The sequence below is a fragment of the Paenibacillus apiarius genome (assembly GCF_017052585.1).
GTDB lineage: Bacteria > Bacillota > Bacilli > Paenibacillales > Paenibacillaceae > Paenibacillus_B > Paenibacillus_B apiarius.
In genome coordinates this window covers 4,678,531-4,696,001 of sequence record NZ_JAFFHZ010000001.1, presented here as the reverse complement: position 1 = coordinate 4,696,001, position 17,471 = coordinate 4,678,531, and the positions used below count along the sequence as shown (strand labels likewise).

The following is a 17,471-nucleotide window of genomic DNA, read 5'->3' as shown; positions in this document are numbered from 1 at the left end:
ACCAAAAAACTTATCTTCTCTCAACTGGAACAACAGGCAAGCGTTGTTCGGACAGTGTATCGCTCACCGTTCCAGGATGCAGTCCTTTGCTTTTGATGATGCGTATCATATCCTGCAATGCGCGGCTGGATGAAGAGGTTGGATGCATCAAAATGAGCGTGCCCGCTTCGACCTTCGACCTTACTTTCTGCAAAATGGCGGATGGAGCTGGTTTCTTCCAGTCCACCGTATCAAGCGTCCATAAGACGGTTGCCAGACCATGCGCATGCGCCGTCCTTACTGTCAACGCATTAAAGTCGCCTGACGGAGGAGCAAACCATTTGTTTTCGACGCCTAACGTCTCCTTCAGCAGCCGTTTCGTCTTCTCGATTTGCTGCGACTGCAGGCCTGCGCTAAGCTCGCTCATATTTGGATGCGTATACGCATGATTTTCCAATTCGTGTCCATCGGCTTGAATTTGCTTCGCTGCATCGGGATTTTTACTCAACCAGCTTCCATCCAGAAAAAAGGTTGCCTTTACCTTCTCCTCCTGCAGCACCGTTAACATCGGGGCAATAAACTCGTTCCCCCATGCGACGTTAATCATGAGCGCTACCATTTGCTTATTTGGATTTCCCCTGTATATCGGCTGCGGCTCCAAATCACGCAGCGATATTTCCGGCTTCACCTCGCGCAGCACCCATTTCAGTTCGCCCTGCTCCGGTTTCCCCTTGTTTGCTTCGTAGGTCTGTTCAATATCGACCCCGACTCCGTTGTACCCGGGAATTGCTTTCCACACTCGATCGATTCGGGCATTTACCGGCGCAATCTCATGCTGCTTCGCTTCCGCCACAATCCGCTGCATGAGCGGATCATGCTCCAATGCATCAATCGAGTCCGTCTGGAACGCTTCAGTCATGACAAGCTCTGATCTGCGTTCCTGAATATAGGTCCCCACATCGGTCGCGGAAGCGATAAACAGAACTCCGAATGCGCTCGCCGCAATTGCAATCCATTTCCATATGACAGGCCGCATGACGTCCATTCCCTTCCAAAGTTTGTCCTTTTGATTCTATGCCATTTCGGCTAAGCTTATGCGGACAAGGATGATTGGAACGGAGAATACGGAAAAAAAGACAAAAAAAAGAGCCAGAAACATTCTGCCTCTTTCCTTGAATCCTATAATCGCCAACAGGCGTTTGAAGCCACTTATGCTTGCGGCTTCGGCGGGCGCGGGCCTCGTGGCGGACGTTGTCCACCCTGATTGTGGCGGCTGCCATTATTCCGCGGGCGCTCTCCTCCAGCTGGCGCTTCGGATGCAGTTCCATCTGTTGATTGAGCTGGCTCCAGCAACACTTTGCGCGACAGATTGATGCGGCCTTGCTGGTCGATTTCGACGACCTTCACTTCAATCTTGTCCCCGATGGATACGACATCTTCTACTTTGCCCACACGCTCGGTCGACAATTGCGAAATATGCACCAGACCTTCTTTACCCGGAAGAATCTCTGCAAACGCGCCGAACTTCTCAATGCGCTTCACTGTAGCGGTATAGGTTTCACCGACGACCACTTCTTTCACGATGCCTTCGATCATTTCACGGGCGCGTTCGTTCGCTTCTTCGCTTGGAGATGCGATGAAGATGCGTCCATCCTGCTCGATATCCACCTTAACGCCGGTCTCATCAATAATTTTATTGACGACCTTGCCGCCGGCTCCGATAACATCGCGGATTTTATCCGGATTAATCTGCATGATAAGGATTTTCGGCGCATATGGAGACAGCGAAGCGCGCGGCTGCTGAATCACTTCCAGCATTTTGCCCAGAATGAACATACGGCCTTCGCGAGCTTGCGCAAGCGCCTGCGTCAAAATATCACGGTCAATGCCGTCAATTTTGATGTCCATTTGAATGGCTGTTACGCCTTCTGCCGTACCTGCCACTTTGAAGTCCATATCTCCGAGATGGTCCTCCATCCCTTGGATATCCGACAAAATGGAAAAATGCTCGCCGTCTTTAATCAGACCCATTGCAATTCCGGCAACCGGCGCTTTAATCGGAACGCCTGCGTCCATCATCGCCAATGTGCTTGCGCAAATGCTGGCTTGCGACGTAGAGCCGTTCGATTCCAACACTTCGGATACGAGACGAATCGTATACGGGAATTCCGTTTCCGGCGGAATGACTTTGGATAACGCACGCTCCCCGAGCGCACCATGACCGATTTCACGACGTCCTGGCGCGCGAAGCGGTCTTGCTTCGCCTACGGAGAACGGAGGGAAATTGTAATGATGCATGAAGCGTTTCGATTCTTCCAGACCGAGGCCATCCAAGATTTGCACGTCGCCCAGCGCGCCTAACGTACAAATACTGAGCGCTTGTGTCTGGCCGCGCGTGAACAGACCTGAACCGTGTGTGCGCGGAAGCAGTCCTGTGCCGCATTCGATAGGGCGGATTTCATCCAGATTACGTCCATCCGGGCGCACTTTGTCATGCGTAATCAGACGACGAACTTCTTCTTTTACAATGTCGTACAACGTTTCTTTGACATCATCCAGCTTCTCCGGCGCCTCCATGTAGATCTCTTCGAAATGGGCAACCGTTTCTTGGTTGATAACGTCAATAGCTTCTTGACGGGCGTGTTTTTCCGGAATGCGGATCGCTTCAACGAGACGTTCCTTGGCAAATGCGCGCACAGATTCATTTACGTCGGCTTCCACGGCGTGCAGCTTGACTTCCATCTTCGGCACGCCTGCCATTTCCGTAAATTTCTCAATGACAGCGACGATCTTTTTAATCTCTTCATGACCGAACATAATCGCTTCAAGCATTACCTGTTCCGGTACTTCGTCCGCTTCGGCTTCAACCATCATGATAGCTTCTTTCGTGCCGGCCACGGTAAGATGAATGTCGCTCTTCTCTTCTTGTTCTACAGTCGGATTAATAATGAACTGTCCGTCGATGCGCCCGACAATGACGCCGCCAATCGGTCCGTTAAACGGCACGTCCGATATGGTCAATGCAGCGGATGTACCGATCATCGCCGCGATTTCCGGAGGACAGTCTTGGTCTACGCTCATGACCAGGTCAACGATTTGCACGTCGTTGCGGAACCCTTCCGGGAACAGCGGACGAATCGGACGGTCAATCAGTCGGCTGGCAAGAATCGCTTTCTCGCTTGGCCGGCCTTCACGTTTGATGAATCCTCCAGGTATTTTGCCAACAGCATACAAACGTTCTTCATAGTTGACGGTTAACGGAAAGAAATCTAAATCCTTCGGTTCCTTCGACGCCGTAACGGTACATAGCACGACCGTGTCGCCATACTGAACCTTAACCGCCGCATTTGCTTGCTTGGCCAGAAGGCCTGTCTCCATTACGAGCGTTCTTCCGCCAAGTTCCATCTCGATGCGGTTCATCGGATCCCTCCTTAAGTTGTAAACATTAATCATTTCGGCACTACTCCCAGTATTTCCTGCATTCTGTTTGAAATACCGTCTCAATTCGATGTTCAAAAATACCTTTTGAACCTGCACTGCAAAGGAGCATGTCCCATATCATTATGTATGAGCTTTCTTAATCACTAAAAAGCAACCCGGTTGCATGCCGCACTATCAGGCGGCGGTGAACAACCAGGCTGCTTGGGGTCGTGCTATTAACGGCGAAGACCGAGTTTTTCGATCAATGCGCTGTAACGCTTAACGTCTTTCTGCTTCAAGTAAGCCAACAGCTTGCGGCGTTGACCAACCATTTTCAACAAACCACGACGGGAATGATGGTCTTTCTTGTGCGTGCGCAAATGCTCCGTCAAATTAATAATGTTCTGCGTAAGGATAGCGATTTGCACTTCCGGAGAACCCGTGTCCGATGCGTGCGTCTTGTGTTCTTCAATAAGCTGCTGTTTGCGCTCTTGAGTTAATGCCATCCTATTCACCTCCTAATATGTGTATGTTCATGTACGCCGTTAGCCTCGTTACCGTCGGTGAGATCGAGTAACCAAGCTAAGGACAAGTGCCGCCAATGCGACAACGTTACTAGTATAGCATCATCATTAGCAAAAGTAAAACGATGTTTTCGCTTCAGCGCTTATCGCTCTTGAGCCGCGCAGGAGAACATTTGTTTTGCATCCATCGCAGCCAATCGTCTCCGTGCTTCCACCGCATCCGCTGTAATTTGTGCAATCAAATCTTGTATCGAATTAAACTTCTGTTCGGAGCGGATGTAGTCCATAACGGCGATGGCAATCGTTTCCCCATAAATATCGGCATCGAAATCAAACAGATGCGCTTCAATGGTCGGAACAGTCTCGCCTGACTTGAACGTAGGCTTCAAACCGATGCTCAGCACGCTGTCATGCCATGTCTCGCCCACCTTCACCTTGGCGGCGTATACTCCGATCGCAGGAATAATATACGGCTCCTCAGGATTGACGTTGGCTGTCGGAAACCCGATAGTCCGGCCGCGTGCGTCTCCATGAACGACCTCGCCCTGAATCAAATAGGGCCGGCCCAACAGCTGGTTGGCCTTCGCAATGTCGCCTTGAGCCAAGCATTGACGAATACGCGTACTGCTTACTTTCGTACCGTCTTCGCTGTATGCAGGCACAATATCTACCGTGAAGCAATCATTTCCCCAGTCTTTCAACATTTCAGCCGTTCCCTCCCCGCGATGACCAAATCGATAGTCAAAGCCGATGACTACATGCTTCACCCCAAGCGCACATACGGCCTCGGCGAATTTCTGTGCCGATACTTGGGAGAACGACATGTCAAACTGAACAACGTACAAGCGATCCAGACCCATTCGGGACAAAATCCGTTCCTTTTCCATTAACGGCGTCACGAAGCGGTGGTATTCGGCTCTGCCGAATACACCTTTCGGATGCGGATGAAAGGTCATCAATCCAACCGGCAAGCCGTGTTCTGCTCCGTAGTCCAGCGCACGCTGGATCACTTGAGCATGTCCTGTATGAATTCCATCAAAATGACCTAGTACCAACACTTGCGGTTGTCGGCATGAAGTCCAGCTCGCATCATCGAGCGGTGCGTGTAAAGGTATCGTTTCCATCGTAATCAGAGCCCCTGCATTCTATCGTTTTGCGGTTGTAACAAACCGTTTATGTTACTATTAGAGGTTGTTCATCGTATTTCTAGTATGTTCTCCCTTTCACAATATAAGACAAAAGGGTTGCGCAAAAAGAGTACCAGATTACTCCATTTGCGCTGTCTCTCTCTTCGCTACGCGCTTGCAAGCAACAGCTTTCGTTAAGGCAGAAATACTTTGACAGGGCGCAGCTCCGCCTGCCCCTCGGGTATATGGAAGATTCCAAAAAAGGTTCCCTGTTCATCATACAACCGAACAGTGCTATTCGTCAAAGGTTGCGGAGTCAAAGCATGAAGCGGAATGCCTCGTCCTTGAGTGGCATACGGCGCATATCGCTCCGTTACGCGCAACTTCGGCATATAGGATATAGCTTCATCCACTGGAACAAGCATCGATGCGAAGGTGTCTTCGGCGATGGCCTGTTCAATCTGCTCGAACGTCACACATTGCTCTTCAGTGAAGTTGGCGGATTGCGTCCGCTTCAGATTGGACATCGCTGCCGGGACGCCCAGCTTGCGGCCGATATCCACACATAATGTGCGAATATAAGTCCCTTTGGAGCACAAGACGCGAAACCGTATTTCTGGCTCGGCTTGTCCAAGCTGCATTTCCTGTAGTTCAATCTTGTATATCGTCACCTGACGAGGAGCACGTTCAACAGATTTTCCTTCTCTCGCCAGCTCATATAATCGCTTGCCGTTCACCTTGACGGCCGAGAACATTGGCGGCACTTGCTCGATGTTGCCCACAAATGCTAGAATGGCCGCTCTTACCATGTCCTCAGTAAGATGAGAAGCATCGCTTCGTTCTATCACTTCTCCGCTCATATCTTCCGTATTCGTAGATACACCGCAGCGCAGCGTCGCTTCATATTCTTTGGGCAGCTCCTGTAAATATTCCACCAAGCGAGTCGCCTTTCCTACGCACAGCGGCAACACGCCTACCACTTGTGGATCCAATGTGCCTGTATGGCCGATTCGTTTCTCCCAAATCAGTCGGCGAACCTTCGCTACGACATCATGCGATGTCCAATCCGTCGGCTTCCATACCGGCAGCACGCCATGATACTTTGTCATAAAGACTGATTCACCCGTTCTACAACCATAGTAATGACATCATGCAATCGTCCGTTAATCCTGCATCCGGCAGCTACCACATGTCCTCCGCCACCGAAATGCTGAGCAATCTCAGCGACATTCACCGTTCCGGCAGAACGCATGCTGACCTTGACTGCGTTCTCATCCACCTGCTTGAACAACAGGCCGACTTCCACCCCTTCAATATTGCGGGGATAATTGACAAGCCCCTCCAAATCCTCGTTCAAAGCTCCTGTCTCAACCATATCTTCCGGTGAAATGTAGAGCCAGCCAATCTTCTGATCGGGAGTGAAGGACAGCCGCGAAAGCCCGCGCTTAATGAGCTGAACTTGCGCCATCGACATCTTCTCCAGCAGTCGATCAGCTATATCGTTGCCATCCACCCCATGCTTGAGCAGCTGTGACGCAATTGCCATTACATGCGGGGTCGTATTGCTGTAACGAAAGCCCCCAGTGTCGGTCAAAATGCCGGTATACAGCATCGTGGCCACTTCCGAATCGAGTTCTTCGCCAGACACTTGCAGCATATCGAACAGAATCTCGGCTGTTGCTGCAGCATCTTCCCGAATCAGCGCGACTTCGCCATAACGATCGTTAGTCGGATGATGGTCTATGTTCAAGATGCGGGCATCTTTGACTATCCACTGCGCAATTTTGCCGATGCGGGAGTAATCCGCGCAATCCACGCAGATGACTGTGTCATACGCAAGCTGCGCTTGTTGCTCCTCTTCATCGGCATAAGAGCGGATGCCTTCGGACATTGACAAATAGCGCAGCCGATGCGGCACTCCGTTCTCGTTCACCATCATGAACGTTTTGTTCCATGTACGGAGCAGCCAACCGATCGCGAGGGTCGAGCTTATCGCATCTCCGTCAGGCTGAACATGGGATACGACAAGCACATTGTTGCAAGCGCGAATAAAGTCGCAAGCTTTTTGCAATTCAGCAACGTAGGACGGTGACGGCTGCTCCGCCATGCAGTTCTCTGATGAGACAAGTGAATCGAGCCTTAAGCTCGATTCTACTTGTCCCTGCCTGCTGCGCTGCGTCATGGTGTATCGTTCCCCTCGCGAATATCGCCAAGCAGCTTTTCAATTCGGCTTCCATATTCAATGGAAGCATCTATCTTGAACGTCAGCTCTGGAGTATGGCGAAGACGGATTCGTTTTCCAACCTCGGAACGGAGAAATCCGCTTGCTTTATCCAACGCTTTAATCGTTTGTTCTTTCTGTTCTTCATCGCCCATGACACTGAGATAGACTCTCGCAAGCGACAAATCATTGGTCACGTCTACTCCCGTCACCGTAATAAAGCCGATGCGAGGATCTTTTAACTCCAGTTGTATAAGTTGACTCAATTCCTTTTTCATTTGTTCGCCAACCCGTCCAGCACGAATGTTCGCCATGGGAAACACCTCATTTCATTAGTTGCTGTGGAAGATGCCGCGATACAGGTGTGCTTACTTGCGTTCAACCGTCTCCATGACAAACGCCTCGATGACGTCGCCTTCTCGGAGATCGTTGTACTTATCCAGCATAATTCCACACTCATATCCTTGTGCGACTTCTTTTGCATCATCCTTGAAGCGCTTGAGCGAGTCGATTTTCCCTTCGAAAATGACGATGCCATCGCGAATCAAGCGAGCTTCTGCCGCACGGGAAATCTTGCCTTGCGTAACCATACAGCCCGCAATCGTGCCGATCTTGCTGATTTTGAACGTATTCCGGACTTCGGCATGACCGATAACAACTTCTTTGTATTCCGGATCCAGCATTCCTTTCATTGCCTGCTCGATCTCTTCCACGATTGTGTAGATGACGCGATGCAGACGAATGTCCACTTTCTCTTCATCCGCAGTTGCCTTCGCCTGCGCATCCGGACGGACGTTGAATCCGAGGACAATCGCGTTGGAAGCAGTCGCCAGAATGATATCGGATTCGGTAATGGCGCCGACACCGGAATGCAAAATCTTGACGCGCACGCCTTCGACGTCGATTTTTTGCAGCGAGCCGCGCAGCGCTTCGACGGAGCCTTGCACGTCCCCTTTGATAATGACGTTCAGCTCTTTCATTTCGCCTTCTTTGATATGCTTGAACAGATCGTCAAGCGTTACGCGCGTATTGGCGCCCAGTTGGCTTTGTCTGTATGTCGTTGCGCGTTTCTCTGCAATAGAGCGCGCTTTACGCTCGTCTTCGAACGCCATGAACGGATCGCCTGCTTGCGGAACATCAGTCAGACCCGTAATTTCTACCGGAGTAGACGGACCTGCTTCTTTCAACCGGCGGCCGCGATCATTCACCATCGCACGCACACGCCCGAAGCATGTGCCGGCTACGAAGGCGTCTCCGACTTTGAGCGTCCCGTGCTGCACGAGAATGCGCGCAACCGGTCCGCGGCCTTTGTCAAGCTCGGCTTCGATTACCGTGCCGCGGGCGCGTTTGTCCGGGTTCGCCTTGTACTCATTTACTTCCGCGACGAGCAGAATCATTTCGAGCAACTCATCAAGTCCCATGCGCTGCTTGGCAGACACGTTGACGAAGATGGTGTCTCCGCCCCATTCTTCCGGAACGAGCTCATATTCCGTCAATTCTTGCTTCACGCGATCCGGATTCGCTTCTGGCTTATCAATCTTGTTCACCGCAACGATAATTGGGCAATTGGCTGCTTTCGCATGGCTAATCGCTTCTACGGTTTGCGGCATGACGCCGTCATCCGCCGCTACGACGATAATCGTAATGTCGGTAACCTGCGCACCGCGTGAACGCATCAATGTAAATGCTTCGTGACCCGGTGTATCGAGGAACGTTACCTTCTTATTGTTGAATTCAACTTGGTAGGCTCCGATATGCTGCGTAATGCCGCCCGCTTCAGCGCTTGTTACATTCGTCTTGCGGATAGCATCAAGCAAAGTTGTCTTCCCGTGGTCGACGTGACCCATAATCGTAACGACAGCCGGACGCTCTTGCAGGTCGGCCTCATCGTCTTTTTCTTCTGTGTCTTCGAACGGATCCTCGGATACCGGCAGCTTCAAGTCCACTTCAACCTTGAACTCGTCGGCAATCAGTTGAATCGTTTCCAAATCGACCTCTTGGTTGATGGTCGCCATCACGCCAAGGAATAGGAGCTTCTTGATGACTTCGGAAGCATCCTTGTGGAGCAACTTCGCCAGTTCTCCGACTGTCATCTCTCCGCGCACAATAATCTTTTTCGGTGTATTGTCGATTTTTTCACGCTGCACTTGCTGCTGGTTGTTCCCTCTGCCGCGGTTTTTGCCGCCGCGTCCGCCGCGTCCGCCACGCATGTTCCCGCCAGTTCTGTTGTCATCAAAGCGCTTGGAACCGGAATTCGGCTTTCTGCTTTGATTTTTGTTGCCTGGCTTCTGAGATGCGTTATCGTTATTCGAATCGAAGCTGCGTGCCGGCTGCTGCTGGCGCTGCGACTGCTGCGGCGCAGGTCTCTGTTGCCCGCCACGATTCATATTATTGGATTGGCCGCCTTGCTGCGGTCTGCGTTGATCGCCTTGTCCGTTCGGTTTCCCTTGATTGTTGCCTTGTCTAGTATTCATAGATGTTTGTCTATCGCCCTGTCTCTGTTGTTCTCTTTGACCATCTCGGCTTCCGCCACGGTTAGCGTTGCGATCCGAAGAAGCCGCTGGGCTTGACGGACGTCCGTCACGCGAACCGCTGCGATTGCCATCACGCTGCTGGTCGCGACCATCGCGCTGCGGATGACGCTGTCCTTCACGTTGTCCTTGACGCTGCTTATTGTCATTGTTTTCTTTACTGCTGTTTTCCGTTCTTTTTGGCGTTTCGGCAGTTTTGCTGCTTACTTGACTGACTTGGGCTTGCGCTTGCGGCTTGGATTGCGGTCCGCCTTCACGTTTCGCTTGCGCATTTGCTTTTACGTCCTTGAAAAACTGTTCTACTTTTGCCACTGCATCATTCTCCATTACACTCATATGGTTATTTACTGGAATGTTAATACGCTTGAGAATCGTAATAATTTCTTTGCTGCTCATATTGAGCGATTTTGCATATTCATACACTCTCAATTTGTCCTTATTGTCCTTCTCTTGTTTAGTCAATATACTCCACCTCCGACATAGTTTTCAGTCCGTTCTGCATCATGTTCGCGAACCCATGATCCGTCACCGCCAACACTACCTGTTCCGCTTTGCCGAGGCTCCCCCCGAGCATCGTTCGGTCAAATCCGATGACAAGCGGCACGCTGTAGCTGTTGCATTTATCCCGAAACTTCTTCTTCGTGTTCTCCGATGCATCCCCCGCAACGAATACGAGCCGCGCTTGCTTGCTTCGAACCGCCTTCATCACATTCTCGTCCCCTGTAACGAGCTTGCCTGCCCGGCGCGCGAGACCAAGCTGCGGCATCAGCTTACTCATCATCGTCCTCCCGCTCCTGCAAGGCGCGGAATTCATCTTCCACCTTTACGAAATCGTTAGCAAGCTGCTCGTATATTTCGGATTGCACCTGATGCTTCAGCGCCCGATCCAAAGCGCGCGATTTATGAGCCAGCTTAAAGCAGGATAGCTTTCCGCACAAATAGGCGCCGCGACCTGACTTTTTCCCTGTTAAATCGATTAGCACTTCATCCTGGGGCGTCTTTACAACACGAATAAGTTCTTTCTTCGGCATCATTTCTTGACATGCGACACATTTGCGCAGCGGCACTTTTCTTTGTCTCATGACTCATACCCCCCTTACGATCCGATCGTACCATCCGGAGAAGGCTACGACCGTTTCATATGGCGTTGGTCGCGCCTTCGGTGTTATTCGCTTATTTCTACGTTTTCTTCTGGATCCGCAAACGATTCGGTTTCTTCGTCCGCCAGTTCTTGTTCCGCTTGCGATTCGCTCTTAATGTCTATTTTCCACCCGGTCAGTTTTGCTGCAAGACGCGCATTTTGACCTTTAATGCCGATAGCGAGCGACAATTGATAGTCAGGGACGATCACGCGAGCCATCTTCTCCGCTTCACGCACATCGACCTCAACAACCTTGGACGGGCTAAGCGCGTTCGCTACATACTCTTCCACATCCTCCGACCAACGGACGATATCAATCTTCTCCCCGCGCAATTCATTGACAATCGTCTGGACGCGCATTCCTTTCGGTCCGACACAGGAGCCGACCGGGTCCACTTCTTCGTTGCGGGAATATACGGCAATCTTCGAACGCTGCCCTGCTTCGCGAGCGACGGATTTAATCTCGACGACACCATCAAAAATTTCCGGAACTTCAAGTTCGAACAGACGCTTCAGAAGGCCTGGGTGCGTGCGGGACAAAATAATTTGCGGGCCCTTTGTCGTATTTTCCACTTTCGTAATGTATGCTTTCACGCGATCGCCGTGCTTGAATTTCTCGCTCGGCATGATTTCGTTCAAGGGAAGAACCGCTTCAACCTTGCCCAGATCCACGTACACATTGCGCATGTCTTGACGCTGCACGATACCCGTTACGATATCATCGGCTTTATCAATAAAAGCGTTGTAGATGAGCCCGCGCTCCGCTTCACGGATGCGCTGTGTGACAACCTGCTTCGCAGTCTGTGCCGCAATGCGCCCGAAATCTCGAGGCGTTACCTCGATCTCGCACACATCATCCAATTGATAATTTGGATTCAGCTCGCGTGAAGCATGGAGTGAGATCTCCATGCGCGGATCAAGCACCTCGTCCACAACCGTCTTGCGTGCAAATACTTTGATGACACCGGTTGCCCGGTTAATATCGACACGCACATTTTGCGCTGTATTAAAATTACGTTTGTAACTCGAAATGAGTGCCGCTTCGATCGCATCGATCAGCACATCCTTGCTAATCCCTTTTTCTCGTTCGATTTCCGACAAAGCTTCTATAAAATCCATACTCATTTGGTTAGTTCCCCCTTTCAGCCGATACCGGCTTGATTCAATTGAAAAATCATGGATTACCTTAGTAAAATCATGTTCAAAAAGTGGGCTTTTCAGCACCGGGAAGGTTGCAGGAACCCGAAGAAGGAGGAGCGGAGTGTAGGCAGAACCTACATGAGCACCGGACTTCAAGGGTGATTGCAAGATTCGATGTCGTATTCCCTCTTGGAATGCATCGTGATCAAAAGTTCACTTTTTGAATTCCTTTTTAAAAGACAATCGCAAGTCGTGCGGACGCTACTTTATCGTAAGGAAGCTCATGCTCTTTGTTGCCGACTTGAACCACCACGGTCTGTTCATCAAACGAAACGAGCTGACCCTCAAACTCCTTCAGCCCGCCAATCGGTTCGTATGTAGTCACATACACGTGTTTGCCCACCGCTTTGACGAAGTCTTGCGCTTTCTTCAGCGGACGCTCGGCACCCGGTGAGGATACCTCCAAGAAATATGCATCCGAAATCGGATCTTCCTCATCCAACTTCTGACTCAGATACTCGCTGACGCGGCCGCAATCCTCAATATCGATGCCGCCATCCTTGTCCACAAATACGCGCAAGAACCAGCTGCTGCCTTCCTTCACATACTCCACGTCGACAAGTTCGAAGCCGTTCTCATCCAAAAACGGCGTAACCATGTTCTCCACTACCGATTTGATATTCGGTGAACTCAATGCAAAGGACCTCCTACAATGTAAAGAATATAGACTGTATATGTCAGAATCCGTTAGCAAATATGAAAGAGTGGGTTTCCCCACTCTTTACGTTAAAACGGATTTATCCACATGATTACCAAAAAAATTATATCATAGCCATCTATGGAATGGCAAGGGTATTCCATCGTCACCTGCGGCCCCAACAGGCGCATCTTCATGGTGCGCTTAGAATAGCGACAGTTGGTTGCTTTCCGGCAATCCGCGGAAGCAGCCCATTTGATTGAGCAGTTCCACAATGGTCTTCGTCGCTTTCGAGCGCATCTGGAAATCTTCCACAGACAAATATTCTCCGCCCTCGCGCGAGGCAGCAATGTTGCGGGCGGCGTTCTCGCCGATGCCCTGAACGGCGGAGAACGGCGGAATGAGCGCATCTCCGTCCACCAGGAACTTCGTCGCATCCGACCGGTACAGGTCAATCGGTTTGAACGAGAAGCCGCGCGCTGTCATTTCAACCGCCATTTCCAATATCGCAATCATGCTTTTCTCCTTCGTTGTTGCTTGGAAACCTTTCGCTTCGATCTCGTCGATCTTCCGGTTAATGGCCTCATATCCTTGGCAGCAGAGCTCGATATCGAAATCTTCCGCGCGCACCGTGAAGTATGTGGCGTAAAATTCTATCGGGTGATACAGCTTGAAGTAAGCAGTTCGCACTGCGGAAATAACATAAGCAGCGGCGTGGGCTTTAGGGAACATGTATTGGATCTTAAGACACGAATCGATATACCACTGCGGCACATTGCACCGCTTCATCTCCTCGATCCATTCCGGCGTCAAGCCTCTCCCTTTCCGGACGCTTTCCGTAATTTTGAAGGCAAGCCCGGCATCCATGCCCGCTTTATAAATCAAGTAGAGCATAATCTCGTCCCGACAACCGATAACTGTCTTGATCGTGCAGATTCCGTTCTTGATTAGATCCTGCGCGTTGCCAAGCCACACACCCGTTCCGTGAGACAATCCCGAGATTTGGAGCAAATCGGCAAACGAGCTCGGCTGCGATTCCACGAGCATTTGCCGCACGAAGCGCGTTCCCATTTCAGGAATGCCGAATGTCGCAACCGGTGTCCTTATTTGCTGCGGCGTCACGCCGAGCGCATCAGTTGAGTTGAACATGCTCATTACTTTCTTATCGTTCATCGGAATCGTCGTAGGATCGACCCCGGTCAAGTCCTGCAGCATGCGCATCATGGTCGGATCATCGTGTCCCAGAATATCAAGCTTCAGCAAATTATCCTCAAAAGCATGGTAATCAAAGTGCGTCGTCTTCCATTCCGCACTCGTGTCGTCAGCCGGAAATTGGACCGGCGTAACGTCTTCCACATCGATATAATCAGGCACGACGACGATACCGCCCGGGTGCTGGCCCGTGCTGCGCTTGACGCCGGTGCATCCGGCCGCCAGCCGGTTCAGTTCTGCTCCGCGCCATTTTTTCCCATAATCCTCCTCGTACTTCTTGGCGAACCCATACGCCGTCTTCTCCGCAACCGTGCCAATCGTGCCGGCCCGGAAGACGCTCTTCTCGCCGAACAGCACCTTCGTATAGTTATGGGCAATCGGCTGATATTCACCTGAGAAGTTGAGATCGATATCGGGAACTTTGTCTCCCTTAAAGCCGAGGAACGTTTCGAACGGGATATCCTGGCCTTCGCCTTTCATCGGTTGTCCGCAATTCGGACAATTTTTATCTGGCAAATCAAAGCCGCTCGGCACGCTGCCATCCGTGAACCATTCACTGTGCTTGCATTCCGGATTGCGGCACACGTAATGGGGAGGAAGCGGATTGACTTCCGAGATGCCAAGGAACGTTGCGACGACAGAAGAGCCGACCGATCCCCGCGAGCCAACCAAATAGCCGTCCTCATTCGATTTTTTAACTAGCCGTTCCGAAATCAGATAGTTGGCCGAGAATCCATACTTGATAATCGGCTCCAACTCTTTTTCGAGACGCTGCACGACGATTTCCGGCACTGGTTCGCCGTATATCTGCTTCGCCGTATCGTAGCATTTGGTGCGCATCTCCTCGTCGGCGCCGTCAATAATCGGAGTGAACAGCTTATCGGGGAACAGCCTGAAGTCCTCAAACCGTTCCGCCAGCTCGTTCGTGTTCTTCACGACGACCTTGTAAGCAAGGTCTTTACCGAGGAATTCAAACTCCTGCAGCATTTCGTTCGTCGTACGGAAGTGCGCATCAGGCTTTCGAATATCCTTGAGCGGACTGAAACCTGTAATTCCATGAATGGTAATGTCGCGGAACAGCTTGTCGCGCGGGTTCAAATAATGAACGTTGCCGGTCGCCACGACCAGCTTGTTCAGCTTGTCTCCAATCTGGACCACCTTGCGCAGCGCATCATGGATTTGGGCGGTGGAGCCGACCAAGCCTTTCTCCACCAGATGCATGTACATCGTCAGCGGTTGAATCTCCAGCACATCATAGAACTCGGCAACCTGTTCCGCTTCTTCCAGCGATTTGTTTAAAACCGTCTCGAAAAATTCGCCCTTCTCGCAGCCGGACATAATGAGCAAACCCTCTCTCATTTCCACGAGCTTGCTCTTGGGAATGCAAGCGACACGCTTGAAATACTGGGTATGAGAGATTGATATAAGCTTGAACAGATTTTTCTTCCCTGCCGGATTCATCGCATAAATATTGCAATGGAACGGGCGGGCATTTTGCAGGTTTTGCCCTACATAATCGTTGAGCCGCTCCAGCATTTCGATACCTCGAATCTGATATGCGTCGTTCAAGAGCCCGATCAGAACACCTCCGAGCGCAATCGTATCGTCAATCGCGCGGTGGTGATTCTCCAGTGAAACTTTATATTTATCCGCGAGTGTGTTGAGGCGGTGATTTTTCATGCCAGGATGCAATAGCCGCGCTAGCTCCAGCGTATCCAGCACGGGATTCGTCAGCTCCGGCAAGCCGAGCTTCTTCAGATTGTTCTGTACGAAGCCCATATCGAAGCGCGCGTTGTGCGCCACCAATATCGCGTCACCTGCGAAGTCGACGAATTCGGGCAACACCTTATCGATTTCAGGCGCATCCTGAACCATTTCATCCGTAATATTCGTCAGTTGCTGAATATTGTATGGAATCCGTTCATGCGGATTAACGAACGAGGCATAACGGTCGATTTCTTTCCCGTCCTGCATTTTCACGCCTGCAATCTCGATGATTTTGTTGTTGCTGACGGACAATCCCGTCGTCTCGATATCGAATACGACATATGTCGCTTCCTTCAAATTACGCGAATCCGAGTTCATAACTACTTCCAAATCATCATTGACAACGTTCGCTTCCAAGCCATATATCATCTTGATGCCGTGCTTCTTTGCCGCCTTCGCAGCCTCTGGATAGCATTGCACATTTCCATGGTCCGTCACTGCAATCGCCGGGTGGCCCCACTTCGCCGCTTGCTTGATATAGTCGCTAATCGAAGCGACCGCATCCATTGCGCTCATCGCCGAGTGCAGATGGAATTCGACCCGCTTCTCCTCCGACGTATCCTTCCGTTCGGCGGGCGGCGTCACTTCGTTCACGTCTGACGGCATCATGACAAGCTCGGGCACCTGCATGAAGCGGTCGTATTCCACGCGCCCGCGCGCCTTAATCCATTTTCCGTCGGAGATGAGGCTCAGCATCTTCACGTCTTCCTTCGTTTTCGCGAACATTTTGAGCATGATGGAGTCAGAGAAATCAGTCAGGTTGAACGTAAAGAGCGTGCTGCCGTTGCGCAGTTCCTTTACCTCGAGGCCGAAGACAGCGCCTTGGACGGTCACCCGCTTCTCCTCATCCTGAATATCCATTATCGGGGTCGGGTTATCTTTAATGTCATAACCGACCTGCAGCCGTTCGGGAGCTTCGCCCTCAGCTTCTGCAACCTCGCGCTCCGCGCTCTCCATAATTTGCTGAATCGCATTCCGCTCTTCCTGCACCAGCTTCGCTTGAAACTCTTCATAAGCACCGGAATCGAAGCTGCCCGCCTGTATTGTTACGCGAAGCGCGCGCTTGAAATAAGTCTCGAAAAATTTGACTGCGTAATTGTCAATTTGCTTTTTCTTCGCAAGCTCAAGCGTAGTCGCTTCCGACAACGTCAATTTCACATGATCTTGTTCGGTTTCAACCTTCGCCCGATGGAGCCACCCGTTTACCGAGGCAACCTCGCGCTTCACCCATTCAACGAACAAGCCCCAATACGCCTCAACGATATCTTTGCTGGCAACTTGCTCGTCATAGTGAAAAATAATGCGGATCTTCGCAATATGAGACATCTTATCTTGAACCTTCAGACAGAAGGAACGATAGGCCTCCGCTGGGACAACGGATGATTTGCCGATGTGTATCGTCCATTCCCGATTGGAACGGCTGCACTCCACCTGTTCAATCCGGCCGTCCTGAAAAAAATCGTGCGCCAATTCCCCCGGAATATCCGCCTGTTTCATTAGCAGCTCAAATCGTTGTCTTTTGTCCGACACCGCTTCCTGCACCTCCTCTATTTCCTGCAGTCCCATGACTGCGTGCAGCCGGCGAGAAACAAAAATAAAAAAGGGAAGCCTCTCTCAGGCGAGTCATCTTCCGGTGTTCCGTTGGATGTTCACGTGATGGAAGCTTCCCTTCATCCTGTCTCAAGCAGGCTTATTCAGCAATAAAACGTATA

13 protein-coding genes are annotated in these 17,471 nt (G+C 51.0%); all 13 read right to left on the bottom strand.

What is annotated here, in order from left to right; translation table 11 throughout:
• Window positions 1-10: 10 nt before the first annotated feature.
• The 13 genes from JSQ80_RS20980 to JSQ80_RS20920 all read right to left on the bottom strand — a co-directional run bounded on the left by JSQ80_RS20980 (window position 11) and on the right by JSQ80_RS20920 (window position 17,325).
• The gene (locus tag JSQ80_RS20980) at window positions 11-1,024 is read right to left on the bottom strand and encodes a polysaccharide deacetylase family protein (RefSeq protein ID WP_206096560.1); all 1,014 of its coding nucleotides are present in this window, start codon (window positions 1,022-1,024) and stop codon (window positions 11-13) included.
• 164 nt (window positions 1,025-1,188) lie between these two features.
• The gene (gene pnp / locus JSQ80_RS20975) at window positions 1,189-3,399 is read right to left on the bottom strand and encodes a polyribonucleotide nucleotidyltransferase (RefSeq protein ID WP_206096559.1); all 2,211 of its coding nucleotides are present in this window, start codon (window positions 3,397-3,399) and stop codon (window positions 1,189-1,191) included.
• A 236-nt stretch (window positions 3,400-3,635) separates the two neighbouring features.
• Window positions 3,636-3,905, bottom strand: a complete 270-nt coding sequence (gene rpsO / locus JSQ80_RS20970) for a 30S ribosomal protein S15 (RefSeq protein ID WP_087432885.1) — start codon at window positions 3,903-3,905, stop codon at window positions 3,636-3,638.
• 161 nt (window positions 3,906-4,066) lie between these two features.
• Window positions 4,067-5,047: a bifunctional riboflavin kinase/FAD synthetase gene (locus tag JSQ80_RS20965; protein WP_087432884.1), complete on the bottom strand. Its 981-nt coding sequence runs from the start codon at window positions 5,045-5,047 to the stop codon at window positions 4,067-4,069.
• Between the two features lie 197 nt (window positions 5,048-5,244).
• Window positions 5,245-6,159, bottom strand: coding sequence for a tRNA pseudouridine(55) synthase TruB (gene truB, locus JSQ80_RS20960; protein WP_206096558.1), 915 nt, complete (start codon window positions 6,157-6,159; stop codon window positions 5,245-5,247).
• Window positions 6,156-7,232 (bottom strand): DHH family phosphoesterase, encoded by a 1,077-nt coding sequence (locus JSQ80_RS20955; RefSeq protein WP_240463736.1) that lies wholly within the window; start codon window positions 7,230-7,232, stop codon window positions 6,156-6,158. The genes truB and JSQ80_RS20955 overlap by 4 nt, the downstream gene beginning before the upstream one ends.
• Window positions 7,229-7,585 carry a 30S ribosome-binding factor RbfA gene (gene rbfA / locus JSQ80_RS20950; protein WP_087432881.1) on the bottom strand — a complete coding sequence of 119 codons (357 nt, stop codon included), beginning with the start codon at window positions 7,583-7,585 and terminating at the stop codon, window positions 7,229-7,231. Before rbfA ends, JSQ80_RS20955 begins: the two co-directional genes overlap by 4 nt.
• Window positions 7,586-7,639: 54 nt before the next feature.
• Complete coding sequence (gene infB / locus JSQ80_RS20945; protein ID WP_206096557.1) at window positions 7,640-10,264, bottom strand: translation initiation factor IF-2; 2,625 nt, start codon at window positions 10,262-10,264, stop codon at window positions 7,640-7,642.
• On the bottom strand, window positions 10,257-10,580 hold the full coding sequence (locus JSQ80_RS20940; protein WP_087432879.1) for a L7Ae/L30e/S12e/Gadd45 family ribosomal protein: 324 nt from the start codon (window positions 10,578-10,580) through the stop codon (window positions 10,257-10,259). The genes infB and JSQ80_RS20940 overlap by 8 nt, the downstream gene beginning before the upstream one ends.
• Complete coding sequence (gene rnpM / locus JSQ80_RS20935; protein WP_206096556.1) at window positions 10,573-10,884, bottom strand: RNase P modulator RnpM; 312 nt, start codon at window positions 10,882-10,884, stop codon at window positions 10,573-10,575. The genes JSQ80_RS20940 and rnpM overlap by 8 nt, the downstream gene beginning before the upstream one ends.
• An 83-nt stretch (window positions 10,885-10,967) precedes the next feature.
• Window positions 10,968-12,068, bottom strand: coding sequence for a transcription termination factor NusA (gene nusA, locus JSQ80_RS20930; protein WP_087432877.1), 1,101 nt, complete (start codon window positions 12,066-12,068; stop codon window positions 10,968-10,970).
• A gap of 247 nt (window positions 12,069-12,315) precedes the next feature.
• Window positions 12,316-12,777, bottom strand: coding sequence for a ribosome maturation factor RimP (gene rimP, locus JSQ80_RS20925; RefSeq protein WP_087432876.1), 462 nt, complete (start codon window positions 12,775-12,777; stop codon window positions 12,316-12,318).
• Window positions 12,778-12,984: 207 nt separating this feature from the next.
• Window positions 12,985-17,325 (bottom strand): PolC-type DNA polymerase III, encoded by a 4,341-nt coding sequence (locus JSQ80_RS20920; protein ID WP_206096555.1) that lies wholly within the window; start codon window positions 17,323-17,325, stop codon window positions 12,985-12,987.
• Window positions 17,326-17,471: the final 146 nt, after the last annotated feature.

Excerpts from the sequence above, each read along its gene's own strand:
- JSQ80_RS20980 (WP_206096560.1), bottom strand. The coding sequence starts at position 1,024 with ATGGACGTCATGCGGCCTGTCATATGGAAATGGATTGCAATTGCGGCG.
- pnp (WP_206096559.1), bottom strand. The coding sequence starts at position 3,399 with ATGAACCGCATCGAGATGGAACTTGGCGGAAGAACGCTCGTAATGGAG.
- rpsO (WP_087432885.1), bottom strand. The coding sequence starts at position 3,905 with ATGGCATTAACTCAAGAGCGCAAACAGCAGCTTATTGAAGAACACAAG.
- JSQ80_RS20965 (WP_087432884.1), bottom strand. The coding sequence starts at position 5,047 with ATGGAAACGATACCTTTACACGCACCGCTCGATGATGCGAGCTGGACT.
- truB (WP_206096558.1), bottom strand. The coding sequence starts at position 6,159 with ATGACAAAGTATCATGGCGTGCTGCCGGTATGGAAGCCGACGGATTGG.
- JSQ80_RS20955 (WP_240463736.1), bottom strand. The coding sequence starts at position 7,232 with ATGACGCAGCGCAGCAGGCAGGGACAAGTAGAATCGAGCTTAAGGCTC.
- rbfA (WP_087432881.1), bottom strand. The coding sequence starts at position 7,585 with ATGGCGAACATTCGTGCTGGACGGGTTGGCGAACAAATGAAAAAGGAA.
- JSQ80_RS20940 (WP_087432879.1), bottom strand. The coding sequence starts at position 10,580 with ATGAGTAAGCTGATGCCGCAGCTTGGTCTCGCGCGCCGGGCAGGCAAG.
- rnpM (WP_206096556.1), bottom strand. The coding sequence starts at position 10,884 with ATGAGACAAAGAAAAGTGCCGCTGCGCAAATGTGTCGCATGTCAAGAA.
- nusA (WP_087432877.1), bottom strand. The coding sequence starts at position 12,068 with ATGAGTATGGATTTTATAGAAGCTTTGTCGGAAATCGAACGAGAAAAA.
- JSQ80_RS20920 (WP_206096555.1), bottom strand. The coding sequence starts at position 17,325 with ATGGGACTGCAGGAAATAGAGGAGGTGCAGGAAGCGGTGTCGGACAAA.